The organism is Caballeronia zhejiangensis, assembly GCF_000698575.1.
GTDB lineage: Bacteria > Pseudomonadota > Gammaproteobacteria > Burkholderiales > Burkholderiaceae > Caballeronia > Caballeronia zhejiangensis.
The window spans coordinates 61,665-72,772 of the sequence record NZ_JFHD01000030.1 but is presented as its reverse complement, the minus strand read 5'-3'; the positions used below and the strand labels follow the sequence as shown (position 1 = coordinate 72,772).

General features: G+C 63.8%; 13 protein-coding genes. 3 read left to right on the top strand and 10 right to left on the bottom strand.

The window, feature by feature from the left end:
* Both BG60_RS27605 and BG60_RS39685 read right to left on the bottom strand, forming a co-directional pair.
* A partial coding sequence (locus BG60_RS27605) for a Phenylacetic acid catabolic protein (protein ID WP_034473479.1) occupies nucleotides 1–417 on the bottom strand: 417 nt, incomplete at its 3' end.
* Between the two features lie 311 nt (nucleotides 418–728).
* On the bottom strand, nucleotides 729–1,322 hold the full coding sequence (locus BG60_RS39685; protein WP_241484899.1) for a DUF4148 domain-containing protein: 594 nt from the start codon (nucleotides 1,320–1,322) through the stop codon (nucleotides 729–731).
* A 110-nt stretch (nucleotides 1,323–1,432) separates the two neighbouring features.
* On the opposite strand from BG60_RS39685, the gene BG60_RS27595 reads away from it, so the two are divergent.
* Nucleotides 1,433–1,759, top strand: coding sequence for a DUF4148 domain-containing protein (locus tag BG60_RS27595; protein ID WP_034473461.1), 327 nt, complete (start codon nucleotides 1,433–1,435; stop codon nucleotides 1,757–1,759).
* A gap of 160 nt (nucleotides 1,760–1,919) precedes the next feature.
* Here the strand turns inward: BG60_RS27595 and BG60_RS27590 are convergent, their stop codons facing one another.
* The 3 genes from BG60_RS27590 to BG60_RS27580 form a co-directional block, all read right to left on the bottom strand.
* Nucleotides 1,920–3,035, bottom strand: coding sequence for a hypothetical protein (locus BG60_RS27590; protein ID WP_008349533.1), 1,116 nt, complete (start codon nucleotides 3,033–3,035; stop codon nucleotides 1,920–1,922).
* 173 nt (nucleotides 3,036–3,208) lie between these two features.
* Entirely contained in the window at nucleotides 3,209–3,418 is a 210-nt protein-coding gene (locus tag BG60_RS27585) for a hypothetical protein (RefSeq protein ID WP_008349530.1), read from the bottom strand.
* Between the two features lie 178 nt (nucleotides 3,419–3,596).
* A complete protein-coding gene (locus BG60_RS27580; RefSeq protein ID WP_008349529.1) occupies nucleotides 3,597–3,983 on the bottom strand; it encodes a hypothetical protein in 387 nt (128 codons plus the stop codon).
* Between the two features lie 160 nt (nucleotides 3,984–4,143).
* Between BG60_RS27580 and BG60_RS27575 the strand changes: the two genes are divergently transcribed.
* On the top strand, nucleotides 4,144–4,902 hold the full coding sequence (locus tag BG60_RS27575) for an SDR family NAD(P)-dependent oxidoreductase (RefSeq protein WP_008349527.1): 759 nt from the start codon (nucleotides 4,144–4,146) through the stop codon (nucleotides 4,900–4,902).
* A gap of 107 nt (nucleotides 4,903–5,009) precedes the next feature.
* Here BG60_RS27575 and BG60_RS27570 read toward each other — a convergent pair whose 3' ends face one another.
* From BG60_RS27570 to BG60_RS27555, 4 genes are all read right to left on the bottom strand, one after another.
* Nucleotides 5,010–6,257 (bottom strand): porin, encoded by a 1,248-nt coding sequence (locus BG60_RS27570; RefSeq protein ID WP_008349526.1) that lies wholly within the window; start codon nucleotides 6,255–6,257, stop codon nucleotides 5,010–5,012.
* Nucleotides 6,258–6,815: 558 nt separating this feature from the next.
* Nucleotides 6,816–7,088 (bottom strand): hypothetical protein, encoded by a 273-nt coding sequence (locus tag BG60_RS27565; RefSeq protein WP_008349524.1) that lies wholly within the window; start codon nucleotides 7,086–7,088, stop codon nucleotides 6,816–6,818.
* Nucleotides 7,089–7,189: 101 nt separating this feature from the next.
* Nucleotides 7,190–8,347: an aromatic ring-hydroxylating oxygenase subunit alpha gene (locus tag BG60_RS27560; protein ID WP_034473459.1), complete on the bottom strand. Its 1,158-nt coding sequence runs from the start codon at nucleotides 8,345–8,347 to the stop codon at nucleotides 7,190–7,192.
* A gap of 118 nt (nucleotides 8,348–8,465) precedes the next feature.
* Nucleotides 8,466–9,386, bottom strand: a complete 921-nt coding sequence (locus BG60_RS27555; RefSeq protein WP_034473457.1) for a LysR family transcriptional regulator — start codon at nucleotides 9,384–9,386, stop codon at nucleotides 8,466–8,468.
* 97 nt (nucleotides 9,387–9,483) lie between these two features.
* Here BG60_RS27555 and BG60_RS27550 point away from each other — a divergent pair, with 97 nt between their 5' ends.
* Nucleotides 9,484–10,401 carry a DMT family transporter gene (locus tag BG60_RS27550; RefSeq protein WP_034473456.1) on the top strand — a complete coding sequence of 306 codons (918 nt, stop codon included), beginning with the start codon at nucleotides 9,484–9,486 and terminating at the stop codon, nucleotides 10,399–10,401.
* Nucleotides 10,402–10,413: 12 nt separating this feature from the next.
* Here the strand turns inward: BG60_RS27550 and BG60_RS27545 are convergent, their stop codons facing one another.
* Nucleotides 10,414–11,061 (bottom strand): DUF938 domain-containing protein, encoded by a 648-nt coding sequence (locus BG60_RS27545; RefSeq protein WP_051996658.1) that lies wholly within the window; start codon nucleotides 11,059–11,061, stop codon nucleotides 10,414–10,416.
* Nucleotides 11,062–11,108 lie beyond the last annotated feature (47 nt).

Sequence of the window (11,108 nt, the reverse complement as noted above, 5' to 3'; positions counted from 1 at the left end):
ATCGGCCCACGTGGGTGTCGGATAGTTGAAGATGCTCGAATATTTCGCCTTGCCTGCGTGCAGCGCGGCGACCAGTTGATCGCGCGAGACGCCCAGTGTTTCGGCCGCGCTGTAGAGGTACAGACCGTGGCCGCCTTCGTCCTGCACCTTCGCGAGCAGAATCGCCTTGCGTTTGAGGCTCGGCGCGCGGCTGATCCAGTTGCCCTCGGGCTGCATCCCGATGATCTCCGAATGCGCGTGCTGCGAGATCTGACGCACCAGCGTCTTGCGATACGCCTCGGGCATCCAGTCCTGCGGCTCGATCTTGCCGTCGGCCTGCATCACCGCGTCGAAGCGGGTTTGGGCGGCGGAGGCTGCGGCTTCGTGGCTTTCGGCTGCGGACGTCGCGCTGGGGAGGTCGAGGGATTGCGTGTACATGCGGGGCTCCGCCGTCTTTTTGAGATGCGATGGAGCGAGTATATCCATTAACCGACCGTCCGGTTGATTAATTTTGCATGCAACTATGTCGATATAAATAGCGTCGCGTTAACCCGGAACCGAGTCTGACCCATGAAGTCATCCGCACGCAAAAAAGCCCAGCCGAAAGCCGGACTGGGCAAAACCACCGGTGATTGGGTGGCAGAGGTCGCTTCACGTTCACGCAAATCGTGCGAAAGCGCATTTCGAGTTTTGTATGCAATCGACCAGAACCGCTCGCATTGCGGGGGCTCACCGCCGCTTCCTGACGCTCACTGCCCGAAGAACGCGCCTTGCGTATCGACCCGCATGGTCGCACGGCCCGATTGCGCCGCCGCACCTGTCGAAGATCCGTATCCTTCTGCCCGCGCCTGCGCCGCACGCATATCGCCAACGCGCATTTCGGCCGCCTGCAGTTTCGCCGGGTACGACGCGTCTTCCGCGACCGGCGAATAACCTGCCTTCTGAAGTTGAACGAGTTCACCACTAAGTTCTGCACGGCCCACTGCCGCGCTGAACTGGGCGAACGATGCGAGCGGTGCGGACATCACCAGGACTGCGACGACTGCGTTGACCCACGATTTCATGATCCGGCTCTCCCCGTTTTCGATAAATCGGCCGACTCGCGGTTCGAGCCATGCAGAATGGACGACGCAGAGTGTAAGTGCACAACTGCAAGCAATCATTCGTCGTGACGAAGAAGCATCTTTACGGAATCGGTAAGGATCGAGCGGCGCGTGGTAGCGCCGAAGATGCAGTGGAGCGAAAAGACCGTCGACCAGGCCAGCCGTCACCGTCATCGCGCGGTCAGTTTCGCGCAATGCAATGAAGACTCGCGCAATTATTCCGATATCGACAAAGATCATTCAACGGAAACGAGAATGATCTTCGGCAAGCGCGTCTTTACACTCCGTTCACAAGCTGCTTAAGACGAAACGGGCAGCACGATCAGAAATCCGAATCGGAGGTAGTCATCATGAAGACGTTCATTTCCGCAGTCGCCGTCGCCGCTGCCCTCGCCGTTCCCGCTCTGTCGTTCGCGCAGCAATCGGATGCGCCGCTGAGCCGCGCTCAGGTACGCGCCGAACTGGTCCAACTCGAAAAGGCAGGCTACAACCCGAACATCAGCGACCCGTCTTATCCGTCGAACATCCAGGCAGCGCAAGCCCGCGTGAGCTCGGAGCAGCTTGCGCAAGTGACACCCCAATCGAGCGCCTACGGTTCGGTCGCCAATGGTTCGTCGCAATCAGGCCGCAGCACCGGCGTTCAGCCGCGGGCGCTCGGTACATACTTCGGCCAGTAAGTTCAGATAGCGTCGACAGACGCATCGCATAAGCAGCAATGCATAGGGCGACATCGTATCGATGTCGCCCTATGCATTTTGCGTGCGGAATACATCATGCATGATGGCATTTCGCACTTTGCATGATCGCTATCGACCTTGCCGGCTCAGACGCTCGATGTCAGTTCGCCGGAATAGTCACGACCGGCGACTTCGCCGTGTCCGTGACTTCCGCAAGCGCCATCAGATTCTGCACGACCGTGAACGCGTATTTCGAATCGAAGTCGCTGCGATCGATCCAGTAGTTGGCCTTGTCGTAGAGCACGCTCACGTACGCATCCTGCGGCGCCTTCTCGCCAACTTTCACGATGATCGTCGGCCGCGTTTCTCCGCCGATCAACCCGATGCCCGGCTTGGTCGCGCCGCTGCCCACCTGCTCGTCAGGAACGGCGATCTGCGCGCCGAGATCGGTGAGGATGCCGAGCACCGAGCGCGTGACCATCGGGATGCGGTTGTGGTCCGACGACTGCCCATAGACGATTTCGTAAGTCTTCATCTTCGGCGAGAGGTGCAGCAGTTTTCTGACGAGCGTGAGATCGTCGACGACAGCCTTGTTCGAACCGCTGCGCGTCGCGCCGAGCGTGATGAATACGCCGCCCTTGTCGGCGCTGTTGCCCTTCGCGGCCTTGTCGGGCTTGCCGCTCTTGTCGTCATCCGCGTTGCGCGTCTCGATGTTCAATTCGCCCGCTAGCTGCAGCCTGCGAAGCGCCTGCAGAAGCAGGAAGAACTCGGGCGATCCAGATGCGTTCGGCCCGCCCAACGCCGTGCCGTTCTGCAAGCCACTGATCGACTGCGCGGTGATGCGCAACAGCAGATCGATCGGAATGCCGCTTTCGGCGAGCGGCAAGACGAGTGTCGGCGAAAGCGGCCGGATATACGCGCTGGCGTAGGCGTCGCCCGTGGTCGGCGTGAACGTGAAAGTCGGATGATTCGAGTAGGAGACGCTGCCCGTTGCCTGCGCGTAGTTCGGCTGCGCGCCGGAGCCGGCGTTGAGCACGACGCCGCCCGTCGTATCGAACGTGTACGCGGCGATGATGCTGCTCACCGTGAGAAACGACGGCGCATCGGCGAAGCGCAAGCCGACAATCGCGGCAAGAATTTCACGCTTCTTCGCATCGCCGAGCGCCCGGGCGTAATCGACCTGATCGGCCTTCAGGCGACCCGGGCCGATGCCAGCGCATCCCGCTGCGAGAAAGGCGACGGAGAGAATTGCGATCGATACGGCTTTCCTTGTCATGGCTTTATATGAGGGTGATGAGGAGGATCGTCGGCACGCAGCCGCGGAACACCCGGGCGGCGTCCGCAAATTTCATACCTTTGGACACGAACGATCCCATCCGGCGCGTTGCGCGCCGTCTCATCAACGACGTGGCGACCCGACGCCTTCGTCAGGCCCCGAGCAACGTCAGATCACGAAGCGCCGTGGTGCGGCGTGTTCGACTGCGCGTGCTCAGCCGGTGCGGATGGCTGAGCGATGTGCCGGCTCGCTTCCTCGTGTTGCGCGACGAGCGCATCGAGCCGGTCCTGCGCGAAGCGCGGACCGTCGTCGCGTGCGAAAGCTGGTGCGGCGAGCGTCGCCGCCGCAAGGACGATGACCGTGGCGAAAGGCGTTCTTTTCATGATTCACCCCGCGATTGAGCGCGGCAAGCCCCGGGCGTCGCCGCTCGACTAGCATCGCACATCGAGGGAAATGCTGCGCGGCGCGGCGCTTTTGTCGTACAAACGCTGGACGGCATGGTCTCGGAATTATTTAGCAACCCGTATCAATAAGTCGCTTTCATTCGCGCGCATGTGATCATTAGAAAAGATGCGGCGGCGTGCGGTCGGTCATGTCGCGCGGCAAGGTCTCGTCGAGCTCGAACTCCACACTCGGATAATCCTGCAGACGGCCGCTCACCTCCGCTTCGCGTTCGCTCGTGAACAGCCCGTCGAGATAATCGAACGTCAGCTTGCCGACGAGCGCCTTCAACGCAAGTTCGGCGCTGCGCTTCGGCTCCGTGGCGATATCGCCCGAATCCATGCAGGCGCAGAACTGGCCGTTCTTCGAATCCATTCCGCCGATGTCGATCACCTTGCCGTCGACGTTCTGCGCGAGCACGCGCTGCTCCACCGCAAAGAGCCTGAACGGGCGTTCGAGACTTGCGGGCGGCTCGGAAGGGATTTCCCTGCTTTCACGATCGGCCATGGTGCGTTCTCCGGTATGCACATTGATCGAGACGGTGCAGCAAAGGCCGCGCCCGCCATCTGTGCATCGCAGCATCGACGCGCCTTTCTGCGCACGTCGCGCCGTCCTACGATGAACCATCGGCCACGCAATCGAAGGAGCTGTCACCGTGAATGGAACCATGAGCGGCAAAATCGCGGTCATCACCGGCGCGAGCCGCGGACTCGGACGCAACGCCGCATTGAAGCTCGCGCAGGCAGGCGCCGGCGTGATCGGCACCTACAACCGCAACGCGGACGCGGCGCGCTCGCTCGTCGATGAGGTCGCGAAATCCGGCGGCAAGGCGGCCATGCTGCCGCTCGACGTCGCGCATTGCGACACCTTTGCCGCTTTCGGCGACGCGCTGTGCAAGACGCTCGAAGATACGTTCGAGCGCGAGAACTTCGACTTTCTCGTGAACAACGCGGGCATCGGCATTCATGCGCTCTTCGCGGAGACGACGCCCGCGCAGTTCGACGAACTCGTCAATATCCAGCTGAAGGGACCGTTCTTTCTGACGCAGACGCTCCTGCCCTATCTGCATGAGGAAGGCGCGATTCTCAATGTGTCGAGCGGACTCACGCGTTTCGCGTTGCCGGGATTCGCGGCCTATGCCGTGATGAAAGGCGGGATCGAGGTGCTCACGCGCTATCTCGCGAAGGAACTCGGGCCGCACGGCATCACGGTGAACACCATTGCGCCGGGCGCGATCGAGACGGATTTCGGGGGCGGCGTCGTGCGCGACGATCACGACACCAACCGGTTCGTCGCGGACAACACGGCGCTCGGGCGCGCGGGTGTGCCGGACGATATCGGCGGCGCGATCGTGGCGATGCTCTCGGACGGCAATCGCTGGATGACGGCGCAGCGCGTCGAGGTATCGGGCGGGATGTTCATCTGACACGAGGAAATGCGCCGCGCGCGGACAAAAAAAACCGGACGCCGAGGCGTCCGGTTTTTTGCATGCCACATGCGTAATGCCTAATGGATCACGCCGCGAAGCATCGCTTAGAAGCGGTGGATGATACCCACGCCCGCTGCGAACATGCTGCGCGATGCCGACGGCGCGCTTTGGAAGCCATCGCCGATTGTCGCGTTGGCGGCCGTCTGACGGTTCGTCGACGTGTTCGACGGAACAGCCAGCGTGTTGCCGTTCGCGCGCTGGAATGCTTCCAGTGCGTACAGGCCCGTGCGCTTCGACAGCGAGTAGTACTGCGAGAGGTTGAACTGGTGGTACGACGCTGCGTCGTTGATGCCGTTCGCCTTGCTGGCCCACGTGTAGCTGTAGCCCGCTGCGAAATCCCATGCCGACGTCGCCTTCCAGTGCAGCACCGTGCCGGCCGTGTTGAACACGGCTTCGTCGGTGAAGCGCGAGTTCACGCCCGGAATGTACTGAACGTTCGTGTACGTGACGGAGATGTCCCACGCGCTGTTGAACTGGTAGCCGCCTGCAACCGCGAAGCGCTGCTGCGCTTGTGCGCGCTGGTAGCCAGCCGTCACCGCCGACACGCCCGGCTGACCCGAACCATCGGTCGCTGCCGTGCTGTTGATCGTCGTCGAGCTGCTGCTGTAGATGCCGCCGCCTTCCGCCGCGTTGTTGATGCGCGAGAACGCCACCGTGCCGCCGATCGGGCCTTGCTGATACTGCAGCGCAGCCGTCCAGGTCGAGCCTTGGTACACGCTGTCAGGCACGCCAGCGAAGGAGTACGAGCCGCTCACCGTCAGGCCGTAGAACTTCGGCGACGTGTAGACGATCGAGTTGTTCGCGCGGTAGATCGTGTCCAAACCGTCCAGATCGCCCGGGTGCGCGCCGAAGTAGCCGGTCAGCCAGTTCGTCGGGCTGTACGGCGAGAGCAGCGTGTAGTACGAGGTGTACTGGCGACCCGCAGTCAACGTACCGTATGCCGGGTTCGTCAGACCGACCCATGCCTGGCGGCCGAACAGCGCGTTGGTGAACTGCGCTTGTCCGCTGTTGATGTCGAAGCCCGATTCCAACTGGAAGATGGCCTTGTTGCCGCCGCCCAGATCTTCGGCGCCCTTCAAACCGAAGCGGCTACCGGCCCAAATGCCCGATCCGGTCTTGATGTTCGAGCGGCCCGGATTCGTCTTGGCCAGGTTGGTCTGGCTGCTTTGATAGACGATCGAATCGTCGACGATACCGTACAGCGTGACGCTGCTTTGCGCGAACGCCGGTGCCGCGGCGGCGAACGCCGTGGCTGCGACGATTGCTGCCTTGGTCATCGTGAAACCCTTCATTTTTTCTCCTCAAGCGGTGGGCAATTTACTTGCATGCGAGTCTTGGAACCGGTGCCGCCGTGGCGACTTCTTATGTTTCAACTCGTAACTTTTATCGCTGGCAAGTGTATGGCTTACAGTCCGAATCCGAAAGAAAGACGCGGTTTTGTGTCGTTTTTTTTCACTGTCTGGTTAACCAGTATTTTCTGGTTCGCAGATATTGGGCAAACGGTCACGAAACTGACAGAAAGCTGACAGCAATGTGGCGCGATGACGGTCCGCGCGGGGCCGAATCGACGGCGCGGCGGCTAGAGATAACGAGGGATTCGACCGCAGTCGGAAAGGACGCGGCTTGACGGGACAAGGCTTGTCCGCTTTCGGAGATACAAGCCAATTGCCATTCTTTGGGGACGGGAAACGCGATAGCCCGAACAGGCTCGCGGAAAATTCGCGTGCGTCGTGCAGGCGACGGTCGACGGCGCTGCATCGGAATAGATCTGGCAGTTACCCGACGATGCGCAGACGCGAAATTGACATCGGGCGAACGCGCTGCAAGCTTGCGTCGCCCGACCGGGTCGGCTAGTGCTCGATCTTCGAGCGCAGTTCGCGCGCCGTTTCAAGCAGGCCTTCGTAGCCCGAACGCGCATGCGAGGGCAGATCGGGATCGCCGACGAGCGTGCCGAGCGTCTCGATGATGCTGTACAGAATGCCCTTCGCCGCGCCCGCCGCCATCTTGCCCGCGGCGTAGGACTCGTCGACGTGCGAGATGGCCGCATCGAAATGCTCGACGTCCGGATGCGCCTCGCCGATACCCGATGCGTCGTCGCGCGGCTTGGTCGGGTCGCTGTTCATGATGATGGTCCTCCGTGTGTGGTTTCCGCTCTCTGCTCTCTGTATAGCGCCGCGGCGCGAAGCGTGCAATCGGGTGCGAGCGAGGCACAGCGCCGCACGCCTCAGGATGCGGGCAGTTCCTGCACCGGCTGGATGACGTGCACGCGCCGGGCGTCCCGCGGGCCCCTGCCTGCGCCGTGAGGCACGCCGCGCTCCATCAAAAGCGCGCGCAGCTCGACGATGACCGGGAACACCTCGTGATTGTGGTCCGCGCCCTGCCGGTCGTGCGCCTCCTGCTCGCGCTCGACGATCCAGCGATCCTCCTTGAAGATGCGCTCGGTGAACCACACGAGCAAGGGCCACGCGGCATCGAGCAGGCCGGGGATTTTCGGGCGGCGAATCGACAACAGGCCGAACGTGCGGTTCGTGCGCTGCTCGGCGTCGAGCGGCACGTAGGCGATCCACAGGTCCATCACCATCGTGTCGTCCTTGGTGCGGATCTTGAGCGTCTGATACGGGTACTCGGTGCGGATCGTCATCACGTCCTTCTGGCCGTCGTCGGGCTTCGAGCCGCGCTTTTGCCCGAAGACGAGCGCTTCGCCGATCGGCTGCTTGCCCGCTTCGCGCGCGAACGTGTAATCGACTTCGATCCAGTCCTCGCCGCGCCGTCTGCCGAGCGAGCGCGCGCGCATGCTGCCCATCTGCCGCCGATGCAGGAACTGATGGTTCATGTCCATCAGATTTTCGTGCATGAACGAGTAGTGGCACTTCACCGCGCGGCCGAAGCGGCGCGTCTTGTATGCGCGATCGGTGGCGGAGCCGAGATCGGGAAACTTCGCGGCATCGGCGAGCGCCGGGTCGCCCGTGAACACGAAAACCAGCCCGCCCGCCTCGCGGCACGGATACGCGCGCACGCCGTTAGGCAGGCGTTCGCGTCCGAGATAAGGGATGTCGGTGCAGCGGCCGGTGCAGTCGTAGGTCCAGCCGTGATAGCAGCAACGGATCGATTCCCCGTCGACGACACCCGCCGACAACGGCACCTGCCGATGCGCGCAGCGGTCTTCCAGCGCGAAGACCTTGCCCGAGGCGGTGCGTACGAGCACGATCGGATCGCCCGCGAAACGCACGCCGTGCGCGCGCCCCGCTTTCACCTCGCGCGACCACGCGAGCGGATACCAGTGATCGGGATGAATGTCGACGCGGCGCAGATCCCGCGGCGGCTTGGCGGGTGTATCGGTTGATCCGGCTTCCTGCTCGCCTTGCGGCAACGCTGCGTGCATGTACGACGCCTCCGGTGAAGGGAGATCGGTTTGAACGCCGCGAGCCGCGCGGCGCAATGAACGACCATTCGCAGTCTACACGGCGTCGCTCATTTCGGCGCGCGCCGGATTCTCGCGCTCACGCTTGCTGCCCGAGATGCGCGTGCAGATGATCGATCAACGCGCGCACCTTCGGCGGCAGAAAGCGATTCGGCGGATAAAGCAGCCACACCGGTCCCTGATACGCCCGCGCCTGCATGTCCCAGTCCGCGAGCACGGCCTGCACGCTGCCCGACGCGAGCGCATCGCGGGCGGCGAATTCCGGCAGCGCCGCGATGCCGAGCCCGTCTTCGGCCGCGTCCAGCCGCGCGCCCGCGTGATTCGCGATATAGCGCCCGCGCACCGCGACTGTCACCGTTTCGCCGTTGTTGCTGAAGCGCCAGCGGTTGTCGTCGGCGGTTTCGCCCAGATGGATGCAATCGTGCAGCGCCAGCTCGCGCGGATGCGCCGGCGCGCCACGCTCCCGCAGATAGCCCGCCGACGCGCACAGCAGCCAGCGCACGCGTCCGAGCGGGCGCGCGGCGAGCCCTTGCGGCGGATGGCTCGTCGCGCGGATGACGAGATCGACGTCGCTGTCGAGCGGATCGATATCGTGATCGCTGAAGACGAGCTGAAGATCGACATCCGGATACGCCGCGAGAAACGCCGGCACGAGCGGATGAATCACGGACTTCGCGTAAGCCGTCGGCGCCGACAGCGCGACGCGGCCCTGCGGCTTGCCCGACACCTGCCCCGCCGCATCGACCGCGCCGGACGCCGCCGCGGCCATGTCGCGGCAATGCCGATACACCTGAAGCCCCGACTCGGTAACGCGGATCTTGCGCGTCGAGCGCTCGAGCAGCCGCGTGGCGAGCGCCTCTTCAAGACGCTTGATCTGGCGGCTGACCGTCGACGGCGTGCTGCCCAGTTGCCGCGCCGCGACCGAGAAGTTGCCCGCATCGACGACGCGCGCGAATACGGCCATGTCCGGCATCAGGTCGAAAAGATCGGCGGGATTCATTTGTGCATTGGTGACAAGAAAGCTGTGCGACTGAAGCCGATTATCGCGCTGAACGCATCATTCGACAATGACGGCTACTTTCTCACGGAGCCGCTCCATGACCGTCCGACGCCTGCTTCCTCTTTCCGATCTCCTGCTCTTCGCCGTCGCGATGGTGTGGGGCAGCAGCTACGGCATCGTCAAGAGCGCGCTCGCGTTCTATCCGGTGCTGGGGCTGCTCGCGCTGCGCTTCGGCATCACGTTCTGTCTGCTCGCCGTCAACCTGCGGCATCTGCGGCACGCGAGCGCGGCGGCCCTTCGCGGCGTGCTCGTTCTCGGCTTGCTGCTGCTTTCGATTTTTCTAGCTGAGACATTCGGCGTGCTCCATACGCGCGCCGCGAACGCCGCGTTTCTGATCAGCTTGTGCGTCGTGCTGACGCCGCTCGTCGAATGGGCGCTGCTCAGGCGACGCCCCGGCGCGGCCGAGTGGCTGGCGGTCGGCGTGTCGTTCGCGGGCGCGTGGCTGCTCGCGAGCGACGGCGCGCTGTCCTTCGACTTCAATGCCGGCGATGGACTGATCCTCGCCGCCGCCGTGCTGCGCGCGCTGTCCGTTTGCGTGACGAAGCGCGTGTTGCGCGCGGCTCCCCTGCCCGCGCTTACGGTGACGGCGGTGCAGGCGGGCGTGGTCGCATCGGGCAGCGCGGTCATCGCGTTGGTTTTCGCGCCATCGCAATGGCAGTCGCTGCCCGCTCTCGCCGGTCACGGCATGTTCTGGGGATCGGTGCTGTATCTCGTGTGCGCGTGCACCCTTTTCGCCTTCTTCGCGCAGAACTACGCGATCGGCCGCAGCAGCCCGACGCGCGTCTCGCTCCTGATGGGCAGCGAGCCCGCGTTCGGCGCGCTCTTCGCGAGCGCGTGGCTCGGCGAACGTGTGTCGATGGCGGGCTGGATCGGCGGCGGGATGATCGTCGCGGCCTCGCTGATGGCGACGGTGTCCTGGCGCGGCATGTTCGCAGCGCGCCCGGGCGAAGCGTGAACGCGGACGTCGTTACGCGGGTTTTTTGAATACGACGCTGAAGTTATTGGCCGGCATCGCGACCGTCTCGACGAACGCGAGGCCGGCCTTCTCGCCAAGCGCCTCGACTGCTTCCATGTCACGCACGCCCCAGCGCGGATCGCGTGCGCGCAGTTGCTGATCGAACGCTTCGTTGCTCGGGGCGGTATGCACTCCATTGCGCCGATACGGCCCGTACAGGTACAGTACGCCCCCCGCATCGAGACGCGCGCCCGCGCCGCGAAAGAGCGCCTCGGCCGCTTCCCACGGCGCGATGTGGATCATGTTGATGCACACGATGGCCGCCACGTTCGCGATGCCCCAATCGTCGTTGCGCACATCAAGCGCGAGCGGCGCATTCAGGTTGGCGAGCCCCGAGTGAGCGCGCCATGCGGCGATGGATTCGCGTGCTTCGACATCGGCATCGCTAGGCTGCCAGACGAGGCCCGGCAGTGCAGCCGCGCAGTGCACGGCGTGCTGACCGGTGCCGCTTGCGATCTCCAGCACGACGCCGCTTTGCGGCAGGACGCGCGTGAGGACCGATAGAATCGCATCGCGATTACGTTCGGCGGCGGGCGCGCGGCGGCGCACGGCAATGTCGGGAGGCGGCGGATCGCCGGAGGCGGATGGTGTCGGATTCATTGCGAGAGCGCGTGCGGGCGCTTAACGGTCGATTCGCGACGAGCCTA

Excerpts from the sequence above, each read along its gene's own strand:
- BG60_RS39685 (WP_241484899.1), bottom strand. The coding sequence starts at position 1,322 with ATGATCTTTGTCGATATCGGAATAATTGCGCGAGTCTTCATTGCATTG.
- BG60_RS27595 (WP_034473461.1), top strand. The coding sequence starts at position 1,433 with ATGAAGACGTTCATTTCCGCAGTCGCCGTCGCCGCTGCCCTCGCCGTT.
- BG60_RS27590 (WP_008349533.1), bottom strand. The coding sequence starts at position 3,035 with ATGACAAGGAAAGCCGTATCGATCGCAATTCTCTCCGTCGCCTTTCTC.
- BG60_RS27585 (WP_008349530.1), bottom strand. The coding sequence starts at position 3,418 with ATGAAAAGAACGCCTTTCGCCACGGTCATCGTCCTTGCGGCGGCGACG.
- BG60_RS27580 (WP_008349529.1), bottom strand. The coding sequence starts at position 3,983 with ATGGCCGATCGTGAAAGCAGGGAAATCCCTTCCGAGCCGCCCGCAAGT.
- BG60_RS27575 (WP_008349527.1), top strand. The coding sequence starts at position 4,144 with ATGAGCGGCAAAATCGCGGTCATCACCGGCGCGAGCCGCGGACTCGGA.
- BG60_RS27570 (WP_008349526.1), bottom strand. The coding sequence starts at position 6,257 with ATGAAGGGTTTCACGATGACCAAGGCAGCAATCGTCGCAGCCACGGCG.
- BG60_RS27565 (WP_008349524.1), bottom strand. The coding sequence starts at position 7,088 with ATGAACAGCGACCCGACCAAGCCGCGCGACGACGCATCGGGTATCGGC.
- BG60_RS27560 (WP_034473459.1), bottom strand. The coding sequence starts at position 8,347 with ATGCACGCAGCGTTGCCGCAAGGCGAGCAGGAAGCCGGATCAACCGAT.
- BG60_RS27555 (WP_034473457.1), bottom strand. The coding sequence starts at position 9,386 with ATGAATCCCGCCGATCTTTTCGACCTGATGCCGGACATGGCCGTATTC.
- BG60_RS27550 (WP_034473456.1), top strand. The coding sequence starts at position 9,484 with ATGACCGTCCGACGCCTGCTTCCTCTTTCCGATCTCCTGCTCTTCGCC.
- BG60_RS27545 (WP_051996658.1), bottom strand. The coding sequence starts at position 11,061 with ATGAATCCGACACCATCCGCCTCCGGCGATCCGCCGCCTCCCGACATT.